The sequence below is a fragment of the Agrobacterium sp. genome, assembly GCF_032092815.1.
Taxonomy (GTDB): domain Bacteria; phylum Pseudomonadota; class Alphaproteobacteria; order Rhizobiales; family Rhizobiaceae; genus Agrobacterium.
This window is the reverse complement of the sequence record NZ_DAMDBP010000012.1, coordinates 105755-122962: the sequence shown is the minus strand read 5'-3', so window position 1 is coordinate 122962 and position 17208 is coordinate 105755. Positions and strand designations below refer to the sequence as shown.

Annotated in this window: 19 protein-coding genes; 1 reads left to right on the top strand and 18 read right to left on the bottom strand. The window is 56.6% G+C overall.

Annotated elements, in window-relative coordinates; all coding sequences use genetic code 11:
* The 17 genes from RT613_RS09795 to RT613_RS09710 form a co-directional block, all read right to left on the bottom strand.
* On the bottom strand, nucleotides 1-249 hold a 249-nt coding region (locus RT613_RS09795), incomplete at its 3' end, for an antirestriction protein (RefSeq protein ID WP_313614925.1).
* Nucleotides 250-468: 219 nt separating this feature from the next.
* A complete protein-coding gene (locus tag RT613_RS09790) occupies nucleotides 469-2622 on the bottom strand; it encodes a ParB/RepB/Spo0J family partition protein (RefSeq protein ID WP_313614923.1) in 2154 nt (717 codons plus the stop codon).
* 616 nt (nucleotides 2623-3238) lie between these two features.
* On the bottom strand, nucleotides 3239-3583 hold the full coding sequence (locus RT613_RS09785; protein ID WP_313614922.1) for an RES domain-containing protein: 345 nt from the start codon (nucleotides 3581-3583) through the stop codon (nucleotides 3239-3241).
* Between the two features lie 396 nt (nucleotides 3584-3979).
* Nucleotides 3980-4522: a hypothetical protein gene (locus tag RT613_RS09775; protein WP_313614918.1), complete on the bottom strand. Its 543-nt coding sequence runs from the start codon at nucleotides 4520-4522 to the stop codon at nucleotides 3980-3982.
* 236 nt (nucleotides 4523-4758) lie between these two features.
* Entirely contained in the window at nucleotides 4759-5790 is a 1032-nt protein-coding gene (gene virB11, locus RT613_RS09770) for a P-type DNA transfer ATPase VirB11 (RefSeq protein ID WP_313614957.1), read from the bottom strand.
* Between the two features lie 8 nt (nucleotides 5791-5798).
* Nucleotides 5799-6974, bottom strand: a complete 1176-nt coding sequence (gene virB10, locus RT613_RS09765; RefSeq protein WP_313614916.1) for a type IV secretion system protein VirB10 — start codon at nucleotides 6972-6974, stop codon at nucleotides 5799-5801.
* Between the two features lie 8 nt (nucleotides 6975-6982).
* Entirely contained in the window at nucleotides 6983-7840 is an 858-nt protein-coding gene (gene virB9, locus RT613_RS09760; protein ID WP_313614914.1) for a P-type conjugative transfer protein VirB9, read from the bottom strand.
* On the bottom strand, nucleotides 7837-8508 hold the full coding sequence (locus tag RT613_RS09755; RefSeq protein WP_313614913.1) for a virB8 family protein: 672 nt from the start codon (nucleotides 8506-8508) through the stop codon (nucleotides 7837-7839). The genes virB9 and RT613_RS09755 overlap by 4 nt, the downstream gene beginning before the upstream one ends.
* Before the next feature lies 1 nt (nucleotide 8509).
* The gene (locus RT613_RS09750; RefSeq protein WP_313614912.1) at nucleotides 8510-8794 is read right to left on the bottom strand and encodes a hypothetical protein; all 285 of its coding nucleotides are present in this window, start codon (nucleotides 8792-8794) and stop codon (nucleotides 8510-8512) included.
* 39 nt (nucleotides 8795-8833) lie between these two features.
* A complete protein-coding gene (locus tag RT613_RS09745; RefSeq protein WP_313614910.1) occupies nucleotides 8834-9766 on the bottom strand; it encodes a type IV secretion system protein in 933 nt (310 codons plus the stop codon).
* Nucleotides 9767-9769: 3 nt separating this feature from the next.
* The gene (locus tag RT613_RS09740; protein WP_313614908.1) at nucleotides 9770-10000 is read right to left on the bottom strand and encodes an EexN family lipoprotein; all 231 of its coding nucleotides are present in this window, start codon (nucleotides 9998-10000) and stop codon (nucleotides 9770-9772) included.
* On the bottom strand, nucleotides 9997-10698 hold the full coding sequence (virB5, locus tag RT613_RS09735) for a P-type DNA transfer protein VirB5 (RefSeq protein WP_313614907.1): 702 nt from the start codon (nucleotides 10696-10698) through the stop codon (nucleotides 9997-9999). The genes RT613_RS09740 and virB5 overlap by 4 nt, the downstream gene beginning before the upstream one ends.
* Nucleotides 10695-13061 carry a VirB4 family type IV secretion system protein gene (locus RT613_RS09730; protein WP_313614906.1) on the bottom strand — a complete coding sequence of 789 codons (2367 nt, stop codon included), beginning with the start codon at nucleotides 13059-13061 and terminating at the stop codon, nucleotides 10695-10697. Before RT613_RS09730 ends, virB5 begins: the two co-directional genes overlap by 4 nt.
* On the bottom strand, nucleotides 13054-13392 hold the full coding sequence (locus tag RT613_RS09725; RefSeq protein ID WP_313614904.1) for a type IV secretion system protein VirB3: 339 nt from the start codon (nucleotides 13390-13392) through the stop codon (nucleotides 13054-13056). Before RT613_RS09725 ends, RT613_RS09730 begins: the two co-directional genes overlap by 8 nt.
* A 5-nt stretch (nucleotides 13393-13397) precedes the next feature.
* On the bottom strand, nucleotides 13398-13697 hold the full coding sequence (locus RT613_RS09720) for a TrbC/VirB2 family protein (protein ID WP_313614902.1): 300 nt from the start codon (nucleotides 13695-13697) through the stop codon (nucleotides 13398-13400).
* On the bottom strand, nucleotides 13694-14368 hold the full coding sequence (locus tag RT613_RS09715; protein ID WP_313614901.1) for a transglycosylase SLT domain-containing protein: 675 nt from the start codon (nucleotides 14366-14368) through the stop codon (nucleotides 13694-13696). Before RT613_RS09715 ends, RT613_RS09720 begins: the two co-directional genes overlap by 4 nt.
* A 3-nt stretch (nucleotides 14369-14371) precedes the next feature.
* Nucleotides 14372-14911: a hypothetical protein gene (locus tag RT613_RS09710; RefSeq protein ID WP_313614900.1), complete on the bottom strand. Its 540-nt coding sequence runs from the start codon at nucleotides 14909-14911 to the stop codon at nucleotides 14372-14374.
* 98 nt (nucleotides 14912-15009) lie between these two features.
* Between RT613_RS09710 and RT613_RS09705 the strand changes: the two genes are divergently transcribed.
* Nucleotides 15010-15360 carry a MarR family transcriptional regulator gene (locus tag RT613_RS09705; RefSeq protein ID WP_313614898.1) on the top strand — a complete coding sequence of 117 codons (351 nt, stop codon included), beginning with the start codon at nucleotides 15010-15012 and terminating at the stop codon, nucleotides 15358-15360.
* Between the two features lie 244 nt (nucleotides 15361-15604).
* Here the strand turns inward: RT613_RS09705 and cysG are convergent, their stop codons facing one another.
* Nucleotides 15605-17101, bottom strand: a complete 1497-nt coding sequence (gene cysG / locus RT613_RS09700) for a siroheme synthase CysG (protein WP_313614897.1) — start codon at nucleotides 17099-17101, stop codon at nucleotides 15605-15607.
* Between the last annotated feature and the right edge of the window lie 107 nt (nucleotides 17102-17208).

Genomic DNA, 17208 nt, shown 5'->3' with positions numbered 1-17208 from the left:
GGTTATCTCGCCAGTGACCCGGAAACGCGAACTGGACTTCGGGGCCAGAAAGAGCGGCTTTCCATCGTATTCATAAAAGTCCCAGAAGCCGCCGCAGTAGTCGAGTGGGCTCAGTCGTTCCATGAAACTGTAAACTGCGTTTTCACCGATGATCAGTCGTGAGCGCCCAAACAGTGTGGGAAGGAACTCCAGGCGGCACTCATCAGGGACGATGGTTGCGGTTTGTCGGCTTGTTTCGACTGTAGACATCGATTTTTCTCCAGAGAGGCAGGTGAGATGAGGCTGGGTAGCACTCTCTCGACCACCCGGTTCGCCCCTCTCACGGCCCCACTCTCTCCCGTAAAGCCAACGCTGCCGCCGACTTGCCGCCCTGATGTGAGGGAGGTGCCAGCCTGCAATATCCAGAAAGCAGAACAGGCCCGGCTTGATCACCGGGCCCGAATCCATGTGTTGAAAGTCGAGAGGCGATTATTCCGCTGCCTCCAGATCCTCGCCATCGTCATCAGTCTGGTCAGTGGATACCTTCTCAGCATCCTGATTGTCAGCCAGGACGGCTGGCAGGTCGACATGTTCATTTTCGAGAGCATTTTGTTCGGCAACGTCGTCCACCGTCACTGCATCAACCTCGGCGACCGATGTGGCTTCGTCGGAAGGGAGCCGCAGCATTTCGGGAAGCCATCCGCTACCTTCCAGCAACCTGGCGGCTTCACGAGCCATGTCGGTTTTCTTCATGTGGTCAATGAGTTGCGCCGTCTGCTCACCCTTGGCTTCGCGCACGGCTTGCAGGATATGCGCCTTGGTGACGCGTCCGAGATAGTTGTCGACCGTCGGCGTCCAGCCCGCCGCGACCATGCCAAATCCAAGCGACCGGGCAAGCTCGTTGGCATGGACGTTTTCCTTGGCTCGACGGTTCCATGACTGGACGGTGGTGTTGACCGAGAGTGAGACGCAATGGGCAAAGAGCGCCATGCGGCTCGCTTCATCAAGCGCGACCAGATAACCCCAAACCTCCTCTGCATTAGCCGGAAGATCGTGGCCCCAGGCCTCCTGCCGCTGCTCGATCTCCTTGACCCATCCCGTATCGCAAAGGCCTTGAGTTTGGCTGAAGATGGTATGCGCCAGCGTGATTTCCAGGCACGAACCGGCCGCATATCTGTAGAAGGTTCTTAGGACCGCAGCATGCAGGGCGGCGATAAAGGCGATCACCGGATCGTTGGCCAGTGCGTTGCGCAGCGCAACGGTCCGGGCTGCTGTCAGATCTTCAACGAGACGGTCTGAAAGAGGGCGGATACTCTCGCCTTCGATGTCCTGCTCCTCGACGCTCGTAGGGGTGCCGTTAATCGAGCAGCCGCCGTTGGTTGAGGCCGGAGTGGCGCCTTGGCGTTCCTCCCCATCACTGTCGCCATCACCATGACTACCGCCATACTGGTTCGTTTCCGGTTCGTCCTCGGACCGCACAAAACCGCGTTCGATTTTCAACTCGCCATTGGCCGCCAGCGACACAAAAGCACCGCCGCGCGCGACCTCTTCCGGGTCGAAGACATACGGACGGTCGTTGAGGGCATCCAGCGCATTGCCCAGAGCCTCAAGGCGGTCCTCCGTCTCATCAGACTGTTCATCCGCCTTTGCGTATTCAGCGTCGAGCCTGTCGTATTCCCCTTTAAGCGTATCGTGTCGCGCAAGCTCCTCGTCAGTGAATTCCGCCAGTTCGCCGTAGAAGCGGCGTAGACCGGAGGCGTGGCCGTACGGGAAGTCAAATGCGGCCTCAACCCATTTCCACCCTTCCTGCATTTTGAGGGCTTGCGCGTCAGCGGTGAGCTTCTCCAATACCAGTTGCTCCAGGAGCGCTGGATCCTGCAGCCATCCGCCATTATCCTGCTCGAACAGATCGCGCATGACCACACCGCCGGCTGTCTCATACACTTCGACGCCCACATAGACGGCACGGCGGTCGTTGGCTCGTACCGCAGCTTCGGTCAGCATGCGCCGGATGTAATACGCATCCTGATTGTTTGAGCGCGATATCGTGTCCCAGACCAGCTCCTGCCGACCATGGTCGTTGGTGATTGAGAACGCCATGACCTGGCCGAGTTTCATCTCATCACTGGCATAGATTTCCAGAAGCCTTGGTGAGACCGAAGCCAGCCGTAGGCGTTGCCGGACCGTCGCCACCGACATATGGAACCTCGCGGCGATGTCTTCATCGTCGAGCCCTTGTTCGCGCAGCGTCATGATAGCCCGGAATTCGTCGAGCGGGTGGAGATCAACACGCATGACGTTTTCGGCGAGCGAATCCTCGACCTCGAGGGTGTCGGCTTTGCTGATGATGCAGGGGATGGCAACCGTCTTGGTTAGCTTTTTCTGGCTGACAAGCAGTTCGAGCGCACGATATCGGCGACCACCCGCTGGGATGCGATAAATACCGGTCTCCTTGCCGTCGCCGTCGACCTCGGGACGGACATTGAGGCTCGTCAGCAAGCCACGATAGGCGATGTCTTCGGCGAGGTCCTCAATGGAGACGCCCGCTTTCGTCTTGCGCACGTTCTGTTGGCTGAGCACCAGCTTGTTGAAGGGGATATCACGCCCGGCATTGAGCGTAATTTTTTCGATGGCCTGTGCCATGTCGTTTCTCCGTAGCGGCCTGGCCGGAGCCTCTCTCCGACGATCCCGCCGCAAAAACCCCTTCCCCCCTCTCCCTCACACCACACCTGCCAGTTTCCCCGTCCCACACGCATCCGCCCACCCAGCACCGACCAGCGGGCCCCCAGGGAAAATCAGCGCGCTCTGTCCGGTCTCCAACACATCCATGATGCCGCCTGTTGTCTGCGCCCCCTCATGAGGTTGACACCGAAGTGTTCTGCGCGCCACCGGAGCCTGAAACCGGTGCGCCATTTCGAACGATGAAAGATCGGATAGATCAAAAAGGTCTGAACCGAAATGAGCTCGGCATTCAAAAGCCGCCGGTGCGGTAGCCTGAATATCGTTCCGTCCTCAAGCACGGATCGGGGCAGCGGTTTATTCGGGAAGAAAGCCGACCTTAAAAAGAGAGACCGAAATCAGCGGCACACGGTAGCGAAAGACCGTCCATTGGCAAATCTGTGTCGGGACATGTCACGGATAGCAGGCAGAGGCGATGTCGCGACGACGGCGAGAACCTAGATCACTGTTTCCCGAAAGAGCACGCATGCAAATGCAGCTTTTGCATGCGCGATCAAATGAATTCGAGATATCGAAGTGGCTATGGTGCACAACCGGCCCCGTATCGGGCATCGGTTTTCCGGAACCAATCCTGGTCGAGATCCACGTCGCGGGAAATTTCCACGATCGCTGGTCCCGCGCGATCGAAGATCGCATAGCAAATCTCTGTATCATCGTGGCGCGCATGATAGGCAATTCCATCTGTCCCGACAGGGTGATCAAACAGCGCCTTTGACCAGGCTTGAGCCGCATCATAGGGAAGCCCCGAATGCGGGATTTCCGCCGTCGCTCCAACAATCGCAAGGCCCGGACCGTTCAGATCGATCAGCTTCAGCGACGACAAAATTCCAAGCCGGACATATGCCTTTGCGTTCCCAAAAGCCACCGTCGATCAGCGTGTTTCCTGGCGAGCGCAAGAACGTCTCGGCAAACGCACCGTTGACGAGCGTCGCGACATAGAGCACGCCATAAGTGCCATCGGGAGCGTTAAAGCGGCCGGTTCTGGATGGGTCAAAAAAGACGGGTTCGTATATAGCCGTGTAGAATCGATGGGTTTCACTCACAGCGGGGAGTGAAACGATATTTGGACGACGGCCATGTCGGTCTGACGGTGGAAATGGGACGGTCACGCGCCCTGCTCACCATAGCGGTTCGCCGCTTCGAGAACCAAGGGAAGGCTCCCTTCTCGCAGAAGGTCGATCGGCTTGCGCCCATCCAGACGATGATCCGGCCGCGCGAGGAAGCTCAGCACAGCCCAGGGGCTTTCAACGGGAAGCGCATCCTATACCTCCTTGAGACCTGCCATCACACTACCGTCCCGGTTGAACTGAAGCGTTGGGTAGCAGCGCCTGTTGCTTGGGCCGGGGACGGCAAGCAAACTTCCTTCTTGCACACGCTTGTCGACAGCCTGACGGGAGACCCCATGCAGGAGCATTCTGACCTGCTCCAGATCGTAGGCACCGCCCGATGCATTTAGATCGTTCTGTGCAATCCGAACGCCCTGAAGCACCGCCAGGCTGCGAGCGTCCGGCTCGAAAGCCGCCTTATTGACCGTGCTGGTCGTCTCGGCGCTTTCTTTGCCCCCGACAAGCTGGCGCTGTCTTCGAACGATCATGCTATTGCCGCGAAAGTGCTTTCCGACGGTCCGGGCGACAGAGCTCGCCGCTTCCGGTGTCGAGGTCACCACGGCAAGCCGTGCGCCCTCGGGCAACTGGAATCCGGCAACCTCCTTGAAAGGGTTCGCATCAAGAACAAACATTGTCATGATGCCGCTCGGGGTCTTAGCGCTAGTTTTCGACGTCTTGGACGGGGTCTTCTGGGCCATGGCGCTTCTCCTGAAGAGAAAATGGCTATTTTTAAGCAACTTTGTCAACGATGGCACCTATGGCAACTATAGCAACTATAGCAACTTTGAACAATCGGTTCGGCCTGAAGTCCTCAACCGTCTTATGTGGGATAGCCTATGAGGAAGAATGCCTGATGCGAGGTAAAGCGCGACAATTCAGCATTGGTGAGACCATTCACCCGGTGCTGAAGCGCCGAATGATATCTGAAGCGGCACTATATCTCTGCTCTCTGATCACCCTCGGCGCGGCATTCAAGTGCATCGCGAAAATAGATCTCGCTTACCCGAAACCGACCCTCGATCCGTTTGCATTGGACGATGATGTCGATGGCGATCGTCAGCATCTCACGAATGTCTTGCCGTTCGAGGTCACCGCCACCGTCAGATTCCTTCACCAGCAAGATCAACTGCTCAAAGGCAAGACGCGCTGAATCGGCATGAACGGTGGTAATTGATCCGGGATGCCCCGAATTCACATTGCGGATGTAGTAAAATGCCGTGCCGTCGCGCAATTCTTGCAACAGGATTCTGTCCGGCCGCATGCGCAGACAGGATTCGAGAAGATCCTTCACGCCTATCTTTGCTGCCCCCTGACCGCCCTTCGAATAAAAGAGACGGGCGTGGTTGGCCTGCGGGATGACCAGTTCCGGCGTGTCCTCGATGGAAATGATCCTTTCGGTATCCGGAATATGCTGGATCAACGCCTTGGAAAGCGTCGTCTTGCCCGAACCCGTCGCCCCGGAGATGATTATGTTTTTCCGAGCCAGCACTGCTTCGCGCAGGAATGTCTTGTGAGCGCCGGCGCGATAGAGTTGCGACAGACGTTGGTCCTGCTGCCCGCAGCTCTTTTGTGAGCGTGCCACCTCGTCGAACAGCCCAGCCTGGTCAAGATCATCAAGGCCGAGCGACACCGAGGATGGTTTGCGGATGGTGACGCTGACGGTTCCCTTTGTCGTCGCGGGCGGGATAACAATCTGGATGCGCTCGTCGTCGGGCAAGGTCGCCGACAAGATCGGATGGGTTTCATCGATCGATTGACTTGAGAAGCTTGCGACCGCGCGCGCGAGACGCATCAGCCGGTCATAGGTGATTTCAGGCATATCATGGGTCTTCCACCCTTGCCCTCCTTCGGTCACAACCTCTCCGGGCCTATTGACGATCACCTCATAGAGAGTTTTGTTGCGAAGGAATGGAGCCAGTGGCAGTAGCAATTCGCGCACCACACCGGCGTCTGTTGCTTCAGTCATCGTCATGCCTACTTTGTTACGAGCGTCGAATCTGGCGTGAAATCTCCGAGAACGGCACGGTCATAGATGCGGTTGCGCGGTTCTATGACGCGCAGCCGGTAGACGCTGGAGAAATCCAGATCCCGCGCCACGAAAATCGAAACCAACGCTCCCTGAGATTTTATCAGGGATGGCGGAATATTGATCGACTGTTCGACAGCAATCGCCGCAGCCTGCTGGCCGGTACTCGCGGTATTCTGTGCATCGACGTCTCCATTGCGCATTTGACTGTTGGCATAGGATGTCACATCGCCAACGATCGACAGTAGTAGAGCACTACCGAAACGCTCCCACCAATGCGTATCGATGTAGCCATCCATACCGGCCCGACCCAACGCATCTGTCGCGGGCGATGCCAGCGTGATAATCACGCCTTTCGGGGTCTTTGCCCGATTCCAGAGGACAAACAGGCGTTTCTGGCCACGACGCAGCCCACCACGATATTCACCGACGATCTGCGTTCCCTTCTCCATCAACACAACGCGTCCGTTATCCGACAGCACATCGCGACTGATGACACAACTGGTGAATCCCGGTTGGTCGGACGAAAGCGCCGTCTCAAGTACGCAAGGGATGGAGGTTCCCATGGCGACGATAAAATCGCGGTTACCGAGCGCGCCTGCGCGCGATCCCTGCAATCTTGTCGTGGTCAGCATTCGGTTGAAGCGCTGGTCCTCGGCCTCACCCTGCTCCGTAAAACCGCCTGGCGCGCTTCCAAGTGGGACATAGTTCGAGTTGGGATCGGTGGCTGCATCATCCTGCTGACGCCTCACAGACGAGGTCTTTTCGGCACCATAGGCCATGACGGGTGCACGCCGAGCCGCATCAAGCAGCTTGTCGTCGTCGGTGGGCTCATTTGAGGTGATGACGGGGGTTGGAAGCTGAACGTCTGCAGGCCTCGTCACCGGTGGGACCGGTTCCTTGGCAGGCTCGAAATCCGTTGTCTGACGGATGACAACCCGCTCAGGCGGCATGCCATCCGCCGGTTTGTTCTGGCTGCGCATCGACCAGAGCGCGAAGGCGACAAAGGTAACGATCGCGACAGCGACGGCACTACGTTTGAGGATCGGGTTGTTATCGATCTGCCCGCCTGTCGATGTCTCCGCACGCTCGCCGGGGATTGGAGCGATTTCTTCATCGGCCATGACACCTCCTATTGCGTCGTACTGGGGGCGGCCTTGACCACGCGTTCAACCGACGGTGACGTCGTATTTGTCCCGGGATTGATGCCGACGCGATCGTAGGCCTCGTTGAAGATGCACAGGACATCGCCGCCCCGACGAAGGATAAACTTGCGGCTCGTGGCGTGGACCAGCACCAGGTTGCCGTCGATGGATTTTGGAACCAGGCTTTCGGTTCCGTCCGAGTTCTCCATAAAAATTGCTGGCATTTCCTGATTGCCGACAAAAGCGAAAGTCGTGATTTTCCCATTGTCATAGACGGCCTGCGGTTCAAGCGCTTGCGAGCCTTGCGCGGAATACCGCCAGTTGCGGGGTCCATAGGCCTCGTGAAGAGACAGAACGCGATTGGCTTCACCGGCTTGTGCTGCCAAGGCGCGAGCGGCTGCGTCCTGTCTCCGACGCTCCGCTTCATCGGCTGGATAGCGATATTTTACATAGAAATAGGTGTTCTGCCCGGCCTCAACGCTTCCCTCCCGGACGGTCAACTCCATCTGGTAGCTGCGGGTCGACCCGTCGCGCCTGGTTGTCACGACCGATATATTGGTCACGGGCTGGTTTTCCCGAGCTTTGAGGAACAGGATATGACCAGCAGGCGCCACCTCCCATGCGACGCTGTTGCCAAGCGCAACATGGGCTATTTCCTCATCATTCGCAAATTCAACCTGGACAGACGACCGTAGCGTGCCGACAACCCGTGTGATGTTATAGGGCTGGTAATCGGTAAACCGCACCCGGCTGTCCTGCGACGCACCGCGCGGGATCTCCAGAGCTGATGCCATGGAGGAAAAGGCAGCAATCAGGAATGAAACGTGCAAAAATCTCTGTTTCAATTGATCGCCTCCGGATCGGCGCGATATTCGCTGATGACGAAACCCAGGGGATTGACCAGTCGGTCGGTGGAAGACATCGGAGCATTGACATAGGAGAAGGTGAGTGTTGCCACCCAATGCGTGGTGCGTACATCATCGCCGCGTGTCAAAATGCGCATGTATCGCACGGATGCCACATTGGTGTTGATCAACGAGATCGAAACGATGTTGATCCGCGAGGTCGTGCTCCGGCCATAGGTATTTTGCGGTGAATCCGGGTTACTACCCCGGTAGGACGCTGCGAAGCGGCTCTGTTCGGGCTGCGTCGACAAAAGCGCCACCGTGCGGAAGTTGTCCTCCCGCTCGCTCCAGACGTAGCCTTCACGCGCCCGAACATATCTCGCCGCAAAATATTTCGTTACTGCCTCGTCGTATGTACCGGCGGTCGAAGTCAGTGCTGACACCACATCAACGATCCCTGTCGAATTGTCGACCCGCACGACGAACGGCTCTACCGTCTTCAAAGGAGTAAGGCCAGCGATCGCGAAAACGGAGACGACGGCGACGACACTGGCCGAGATCGCAACGAACCAGGCGATGCGAACCGAGCGTTCAACCTGAATAAGGCGATCCTGATCGAAGCGGCGCGCCTTGTCGAAATAGCTCTTGAGACTGTCGGTGTTCACCATTTCAGTTCCCCTCACACGAGAGGGTGGCGTCTGATACATCGAAGTGTGCGAATGCCGCTGGCGCCACCGAGTGCGGTTCTTTCGCCCAGGGTACTGCGCGAAGCGCGGCGGGAGCGTGGTCGTTCTCAATGGCAGTCGTTTGCTGCTTCCCCTTATCCTCCCATTGCCACATCGCGCGGTTTAGCGGGCGCCGCGAATACCCATCGCATTTGGGCAACGGACTGGAGATCGAGGCGCAGCTGGAAAGGCTTGCGATTAGCAGAAGCGGCAATAGGATACGGATCATCTGAAAACAACCTGTCCAATGTCTTGAGTGTCGGGGTGATCATTCCGCTTGTTTCGGAGTGAGCCGCCGACCAACGGCGCGTGTTCCGCGGCCAGCCGCCCTGAGGGTATGTGAGGCCGCCCAGGAGAGCGTACTTTCGTGTGCATCACGGGCCGCGCCGTAGCCATAGGTCAGCGATGCTCCACCAGCAGCGAGCGCCGAGGCAATTCCGGGCAATTGATAGAAGACATAGAGAGCCGCGACGCAGATGGCGCAAAGCGCGATCGGCCTCATGAAGACATCACTATACCCCTCGATCACCGTGAAGGTCGTATCTATGCAAGTGATCAACAGCGAGCCGATCGCCACAACGAGCACCTGCAGGATGACGAAGTTCACAAGCTGGCCAATCCAGGATTCCGTGAACCGGCGCGTCGACTCGAACATGGCGAGGGCGATGAAAATCGGGCCAATCGCCAGAACAATGGCAAGTGCCAGCCGCGCATAGAGCGAGACGATGTAACCAATTGCGGCGACAAGAAAACTTGCACCAATGACCAGCATGCCACCAAAACCGGTGACGATATCGATGGGCCACGATGCGCGTGACCAGATCTCCTGGGCGTTCTTCTGGCCTTTATCAAGCAGGCTATCGAAGGTGGATGCGCTTGGCGCTGTCCCCGAGTTCAGTGCCTGGGAAATCTCTTTCGGCAGGGTGTCGAAAAAGATACCGGTGACATAGGTTTGGTAGTCGCTAGCATTACGCACCAGCATGACGATAATGGCGAGCTTGACTGCCCGGAAAGCAAATTCGATGATCGGTTCCTGTACCGAACCGCGCAGCACCAAGTAGCCGTAGAGCACGACATACAGCGTCAAAGCTGCTGTCAGCGGTCCGCTGATCCAGTTGGCGATATTTGAGGTGCCGCTGGAGATGAAGTTTTCGAGCGGTGCCTTGAACTGCCCGTCGACGAAACTGAACACATCATACATGGCTCATCCTTCGAACGACTTTCGCATGCGCTCAAGACGACGCTTGCCGTCGGCGGCTTCAGCATTACGGCAATTGGCCGTATTGCGGAGCTCACCGGGATTGTTACGGCATTCGCCGATGATATTCGTCAGCAAAGCCTCGTCGGAGACAAGTTCATCGACGGTATAGACCTTGTCTTTTTTACCGGAGCAGGCCGTCAGAAGCAGCACCACCACAAACATAGACCATTTCATTTCAGTGCAGCCCCCATCGTATCCATGCGCTGGCGCCAATCCTCGGCCTTGCGTTGCTCATCGACCTGCATCTGCGCCTGCTGGACCATCTGCAGACCCTGCATGCGAAGAACGTCAGTTTGCAGAAATGCGGTTTCGGCCTGCAAGCGAGCCTGCAAGTCGGCGATATCCTTGGCGTCGGCGGCACTTGAGATTTTCTGGCGAAGTTCATCGATACCGTCGATACGTTTGGTGGCGGCATCGTAGATCTGCTGGCCGAGACTTATCTGTCCGGCATTCTTGTTCTGTAAGCGCAAGAGTTCCTGCGCATAAAAGTCGTCCGCATCGGTGCGGTATGTTGAATTGCTCTCCAGAAATTTCGAAGCGGAATCACCGACGACGCCAATTCCTGAGCCATTAAACAGGCTCTCAACGGCATTGAAGTCCTGTGGGAGTGCATTGCGGATTGAAGGATTGTTCAACAGGCTAGCAACGTCTGCCATGTCGGTGATCTTGTTCAGTGAGCCGTAAAGCTGCTGCGCGTGCGCAATTTGCTGGTTAAGCGCGTCAAGCTGTGACTTGAGCTGGGCGATACTCTCGATGTGTTTGGCGATTGCCGACTGATCAATAACGGGAATGCCCTGGGCATCAGCGACACCGGCCGATACCAGCAGCAATGTGACCGCCAGGAAAGCCCCTGTTTTGCTATTGTGAATCATGAAGTCCTCCTTCTTGCGTGAAACACGGGAAGCCAGTTCTCGCTTTGCTCGCCGAGTTCGGCGCGGATTGCATCGACCAGTTCTACATTCGCCGTACGTCCGGAGAGGATCGCGAGTTCATCGTCAAAACCATTGAGATTGAGCTCGGCAACGACACTGTTGTGACCCTGCTTGACGAGAAAGCGCCGACTTTCGACGGAGAGTTCTCGCGAAATCAGCTCGAATTCGCGCGCCGTCAGCTTGAAACCATCGACATAGTCTGCGTGGTCACCACGCGGGTTGGGCAGAAAAATCTGCGTCGGGCATTGTTCGATGATCGTGTGAGCGATTGGTGAGGCGATGGCGTCCCGCGGGCTCTGGGTGGCAAACAGCATGAGACCGTTTTGTTTGCGGATGGTCTTCAGTTTATTTTGCGCAAGATCGCGAAAACCCTCGTCCTGTAGCGCCTTCCAGAATTCGTCGATAACGATGATGATGCGCCGACCGTCAATCAGCTGCTCGACCCGGAAAAACAGATACGCCATAAGCGGTGTGCGGATTTCCTCGATGTCGAGGAACTCCGTCATATCATAGCCGATGAACTTCGCACCAATCCCGATATCGTCCAGATCGTTGTCGAAAACCCAGCCGAGTGGCTCTCCCCGCTCCCATCGCCGAAGCCGTGACGCAATACCCTCGGGATCGGTATTGTTGAGGAAGGTACGCAGCGCACCGATCGAGCGGCGTTCGACAGGAAGGTCCGCAAGACCGTCAACGGCTGAGGCTATATCGCGCAGCTCTATAGCACTTAGTTCCCGTGTCGCCGTTCCAACCAGCTTGCCGACCCAGCGGGTGAGAAACAACCTGTTCTCTGACGTCAGATCAAGCGCCTTCAGCGGCGCGCAGCCGGTCGGCATACCGTTCCTCAGGGGCAGATAGGTGCCGCCGGCGGCACGCACGAACAGGTCTGCACCCCGATCTTTGTCGAAGAACACCATATGTGGATCATGCTTTTGGAGTTGTGAGAGCATGAAGTTGAGGAGCACTGTCTTGCCAGCACCTGAGGGGCCGCAGACAAAGGTGTTTCCGAGATCGTTATGGTGGAAATTGAAATAGAACGGCGATCCGGACGCTGTCTTCAACATGGCAACCGCCGCCCCCCATTCATTGCCGTCCTTCTGACCGCCAGGGTAGGAATGATAGGGGGAAAGAGCGGCAAAATTTCGCGAGGTAATAGCACCTGAGCGGGCGCGATATCCGAAATTGCCCGGCAGTTGCGCCCACCACGCAGCCTCGAGCCCGAGATCCTCGCGTGCGACAACGGCCCCGCCGCTGGTGAGATGGGCGCGTGCCTTTGCGATATGATCGCTCAATTCCTTGACAGATGGAGCATATACCGCAAGTCCAAGGTGATGTTCGCCCATTACAAAGCGGTTGGATTCGAGATCATCCATCGCCGCACCAAGCTCTTCGATCTGTGAGGCGGCTTTGTCGTCCGCACTAACCAGCTGATTTTGCTTGCGGCTCATGATTGCGCGGGCGTCGGCCTTCGATGTGAACGCGAAGGACTGTGTCAAGACAAGCTCGAACGGCGCGGTCAGGATGCCGTCAAGCATGCCGCTGCGCGTCGTTGCCGGATACTCCTTCAAGCCGAACATGCCCGCATAACGGGTGTGCGCCTCATGACGTATTTCCACGGTCTCGCGACCGAAAATCACCCGGTCCGAATAGATCGCTGATGAAATTCGCCCCTCCGTCAGTGGCAAAGCCTCACGACGCCCACCAACAAGCTGGTGAAGAAACGCGCTTGGCTCGGAGAATAAGATCCCGTCGCGCTCATGGAGACACAGGACGTAAGGGGCAAATCGCCTCAGCCCGGCGACCACATCACCCACCTTGTCGTGCAGGTTTTTGAGCGCCGTTTCGTCCAGCTCGCCCCCGGATCGCCGCACCTTACGCAAACGAGAAAGAAGGTGCGTGGCTTTGTCGACGGGATCACGTCTCGGAGACCAGACCAGGGTGAGATAGAGATCGTTGCGGAACAGGTCCTCACGGACCATCCGTGCACGGTATCTGGCATTGAGGCCCTCGGAAAAACGATTGGTAAAGCGCCCGTCTGGAAAGTCGTTGTCACGCCGACGGATGACATGCGTCCAGAGCGCCAACCGCTCGTCGGCGATATTACGATAGAGTGTGTTGAGGTTGCGGTGCAGACCGTTCATATCCAGACTATCCGCAGTCTCGAATGAAACACCTTCGAGGACGAGCACGGTCATCAGCGCGCGGGAATCGAGCGCCAAGGTGGTTTCGTCAACGTGGCGGACATAGGGAATGAAGGTTTCTGGTCCAAGTTCCCGGGACCGTAATTTGACGAGATCACGCAAGGTTCAGATCCCTTTCGTCATAGCATCGGACAAGCGTCAACGGCGAAAGTGTTGCCCCGCCCCAATAAGCAGCATTGCGTGCGCGTCCGCGGGTTTCGATCCAGGCAAGCAGGATACGGAACATATTGTGGTCTTGCTTGACGAGCGACCGGAACACGAGATGGAAGACGATACCGACAAGAGCGTAAGCAATCGATCCGGCGGTGATGTAGAGGATGGTGGTCAACATGATGTTGATGCCCATCGCCTCCATGGTCACACCGGCGACCATCGCCGGTCGGGTGCAAGCCAGGAACAGCGTGTCTTCTTCGAGTGACGGAACGCTCACCATACGCTTCAACTGCCGACGATGGTGTTGACGAGTTCGGTAGCCCCGAAAATGCCACCGATGCCGATAATCCAGTATCCGGCTTTTCTAAGATCCATATAGCCAAACATCCAGGCAATACAGATGACGATCACGGCGATGATGGCCAGCAGGCGGGCAATATTGCCCGTGAGCATGGTAACAATGTTCTGCAACACGGTTTCTATACCGGCAGACTGGGCAAAGGCCGGCTCAACGAGGCATGCAGCAATCGTGATTGCCATCAGCGCCGAGGCTGCGTAGGGACGAAGGCTGGTTCTGGAGATCATTCACTTTGCTCCGATTGATCATTGTGGAAAACGAAGACAGAAGAATGCCGTCTCGAACGGAACACGTTCCATGATGCGGATTCATCCGTCTGTGCAACTTGATTGGGGACTGCCTGAGTCAGTTGGTTTTCTGAGCGCGCATCGGTGGTGTCACCGTGGGTCATTGGCCTAGGGGATCCGCCAATTGCGAGCGACGTGAGTTTTGGAGAGAGGCGCATGAGCTCATCGCGCACCTGTTCGTCATAACGGACCGTGTCTCCACCGGGCGGGGCATATCGGCCGTAGAAGGACTGGAGCATTACCGTTTCGGCCCGCGCGAAACTCGTTCCGAAACGCAAAGCGAGGCGATAGTAGCCGTCGAGAAGCGTAGCGGTCGCCTTAAGATTTGCGCATGGGTCAAATGCATCAGAAACGGAAAGGTTCAGCTTGCGAAGCTCCGCAACACCGATACCGCCAAGTCCAATCCGGATATCTTGTCGGTCCGCTATCAAGGCGGTCGCAAACGCGATTGCTTCAGCCTTGTTGGCGGGCTGCGCAGGGATCGGCATACCACTGTTGATCCGAATATTGAAAGGAAGGAACCTGCTCTCAAGGCTCACAATGGCGGCTAATGTTTCCACCCTGACTTCCGGCGCGCAACTCTGCGCGATATCGATGAAAGCAGCGCTCATCGCTCAATACCAGACGCGCTGCTTGCCGACACCATCGATGGTGATGTCGATATAGTGCGGTTGAGATCGCAGATTGGGACGCGTAATCAGGTAGCCCATGCACTCAAGCTGACCTTCCTGACGCTGCCACCGCACTGACAAGGCAGAGCCCGAACCCCCAGCTGAATCGTCATGCCCGGAGGAGCAAAGCGAGCGGTCTATCCGTTGGAGCTCGCTTGAAACGCAGGTCGTTTGTCGCCCACGTGGACCGTAACTGCCGGACAGGCGATAACCCTCGTTGCAATAGTATGGATCGTAGCCGGGCCGGGAGCTGCTAAATCCCACGCCGCTGCACGCTGGGAATGAATGACCCTTGGCAAGCGCGCGCCAGAGTTTTTGAATTGGAGGCCGGCATTCGGCATACTGGGTTGGTCCGCCAGGATTGGAAAGGCACAAGATGACCTCACAACCCCAACTATCTGCGCGCGCATTGCTGCCGGAAATCAGATAGGATAGCAGCATGCAGGAGACATATAGCAAACTATTCAGCAGAAGGTTTTTCATGGACTTGCCCCTCCGGAACAACGACAGCGCGCTGCAGCAACAATGGCCAACAAGTGCGCAACGCAATTTAACTAACTCATATAGCACAGTTAAATAACATGACAAGAGCGATCAACACACAATTGCACAACCTTGCCTTCTCCGGACTAATCCTGAAGGAGATTTTAGAACATCCGCTTGAGGACGAAACGCCACAAGCACGGTTGAAGGAGATCGGCATGATGACGATCCTTTACACCATGAGCCAGGCCCACCAGAGGCTAACCCTCACAAATATCGTCGATATTTCCGGATTAACACGAAGCGGCGCGAAAGAGACTGTTGATCTCCTCGTCAAGCGGGGCATGCTGAACGAAACCATGGGTACAAATTCCATGGGCAGAGGGACCGCGCGTCAATTCGAGATATCCCAAGACCTTCTGAACAAGCTGAGCACCTTCGAAAGCTGATTGGGAATTGGGATTAAACTATATTTTTTACGACATAACATGGCGGCAGTGGACGAATGTTCGTTAGCCTTGAATATCCTCGTCAAGCGGGCACCAATGCGCAACTGCGCACGGTCGCATAGCATGAATTGTACATGGCTGCTAAACAGAGGCGATGCAGCCGTGGCCTAGGGATGAAGCCGTGCGTGATTATGGAGCACCTTCGACACAGCCCGCCGCCCAGAAAAGCTGGCAGGCTAAAAAGTTAGATAGCCTTGAAGCATAGCCGTTGCGGCAGAACATCAGCAGATGTTACATCGACAACTCGGCAGAGCGCTGGTGCAAATGCGTTGCCAATGCCAATCAAAACCGGCTCATCGACACCAATATCAATAATTCCGGCATCAAGATCGTTCAACAGGCCGCACCACTGTTTTTCCCGAGTTCGCGTAATCGCGCTCATGATAACAATGGGTGTGCAATCGCTCATGCCATGTTCGATGAGGCGTGATTTGATTTCTGTTGCCGTATGACCGCCCATATAAAAGACCGTCGTCACAGTGGGGTTTGCCAATGCGTTCCAGTCGAGATTTTCCGGCAGTTTTCCCTGACGTGAATGTCCGGTCACAAACCGCACGGATTGCGCATGATCGCGATGGGTCAGAGAAACGCCGAGACGGGATGCCATGGCACTTGCCGCAGTGATGCCTGGCACGATTTCGACCGGAATACTCTCCGCTTCGAGGGCTGCAATTTCCTCCCCTGCCCGGCCAAAAATCATCGGATCGCCGGATTTCAGTCGCACAACCCGTTTACCGGCTTTGGCAAAATTGATCATCATCGCGTTGATGTCTTCCTGCTTGCAGCTCGTCCGACCGCCGCGCTTGCCAACCAGCATGCGTCTGGCCTCACGCCGCGCCAATTCCAGCACTTCACTTGAAACGAGATCATCAAAAAGGATAACATCAGCGGCCTGCAGAGCTCGCACAGCCTTGAGTGTCAAAAGCTCGGCATCACCCGGCCCTGCCCCAACCAGCGTGACCTTGCCGTATCGACCTTCACCATCGCTGATGACGTGGTCGATATCCGACAGAAACCTGTCTTTCATCGAGCAATCAGCATTTTCCGTAAATGCGCGATCAACAAACCTCTCCCAGAAATTCCGTCTGGCATGTCCTGACGCCAGTTTTACGTTCACCCGATCACGAAGTTTGTGCGCCATGTCGGCCCAGTCTTTCAAAGAGCGCGGCAACAGGGTTTCAATATGGCGACGGATCGCCTGCGCCAAGATGGGGGCGGCCCCATCAGTCGAAATCGACACAACAACCGGAGACCGATTGACGATAGAACCGAACTGAAACTGGCAGAAATGGGGTTTGTCAATGACATTGGCAGGGATCCCTGCCTGTCTGGCTGCATTGAAAAACGCCTCGGCATCCTCATCGCTGTCGCAGTCCGCAATCGCCAACACAGCGCCTTGAAGGCACCCAGCATACCATTCAGTATCGTGATGAATGATTGCCGCCGCCGGATCTGGCAAATCCTGCCCCAGTAGCGAACACATAGCGTCGCCGAACTGCCCGCGCGGACAGTAGAGATGGAGCTGTGCGCCGCAGGCCAGAAGCAGTTCAGCTTTCCAAGCGGCAGCATCAGATCCCCCGGACAACACGACGGATTTACCACTCAAGTCCCAGAAAACCGGCAACTTTGCCAGCGTCTCCATTCGAGCAGATTCACTTCGTTTGGCTTGCATGACATCCATGTATGACCCCTCCGGGAAACAGCGCAGTCCGTAAAAAGACGACACGTTCAGATCTAAAAGTGATGATCACTTCGTAGGTCTGTGCCACGTTATTGAGTGGCGCAGAC

Bases quoted from the DNA above. Each gene is read 5' to 3' on its own strand.
- RT613_RS09755 (WP_313614913.1), bottom strand. From the start codon at position 8,508: ATGGTGAACACCGACAGTCTCAAGAGCTATTTCGACAAGGCGCGCCGC.
- virB11 (WP_313614957.1), bottom strand. From the start codon at position 5,790: ATGACTGAAGCAACAGACGCCGGTGTGGTGCGCGAATTGCTACTGCCA.
- RT613_RS09750 (WP_313614912.1), bottom strand. From the start codon at position 8,794: ATGATCCGTATCCTATTGCCGCTTCTGCTAATCGCAAGCCTTTCCAGC.
- RT613_RS09720 (WP_313614902.1), bottom strand. From the start codon at position 13,697: ATGATCTCCAGAACCAGCCTTCGTCCCTACGCAGCCTCGGCGCTGATG.
- virB5 (WP_313614907.1), bottom strand. From the start codon at position 10,698: ATGATTCACAATAGCAAAACAGGGGCTTTCCTGGCGGTCACATTGCTG.
- virB10 (WP_313614916.1), bottom strand. From the start codon at position 6,974: ATGGCCGATGAAGAAATCGCTCCAATCCCCGGCGAGCGTGCGGAGACA.
- RT613_RS09710 (WP_313614900.1), bottom strand. From the start codon at position 14,911: ATGAAAAACCTTCTGCTGAATAGTTTGCTATATGTCTCCTGCATGCTG.
- RT613_RS09715 (WP_313614901.1), bottom strand. From the start codon at position 14,368: ATGAGCGCTGCTTTCATCGATATCGCGCAGAGTTGCGCGCCGGAAGTC.
- cysG (WP_313614897.1), bottom strand. From the start codon at position 17,101: ATGGATGTCATGCAAGCCAAACGAAGTGAATCTGCTCGAATGGAGACG.
- RT613_RS09705 (WP_313614898.1), top strand. From the start codon at position 15,010: ATGACAAGAGCGATCAACACACAATTGCACAACCTTGCCTTCTCCGGA.
- RT613_RS09740 (WP_313614908.1), bottom strand. From the start codon at position 10,000: ATGAAATGGTCTATGTTTGTGGTGGTGCTGCTTCTGACGGCCTGCTCC.
- RT613_RS09790 (WP_313614923.1), bottom strand. From the start codon at position 2,622: ATGGCACAGGCCATCGAAAAAATTACGCTCAATGCCGGGCGTGATATC.
- RT613_RS09725 (WP_313614904.1), bottom strand. From the start codon at position 13,392: ATGGTGAGCGTTCCGTCACTCGAAGAAGACACGCTGTTCCTGGCTTGC.
- RT613_RS09775 (WP_313614918.1), bottom strand. From the start codon at position 4,522: ATGGCCCAGAAGACCCCGTCCAAGACGTCGAAAACTAGCGCTAAGACC.
- RT613_RS09745 (WP_313614910.1), bottom strand. From the start codon at position 9,766: ATGTATGATGTGTTCAGTTTCGTCGACGGGCAGTTCAAGGCACCGCTC.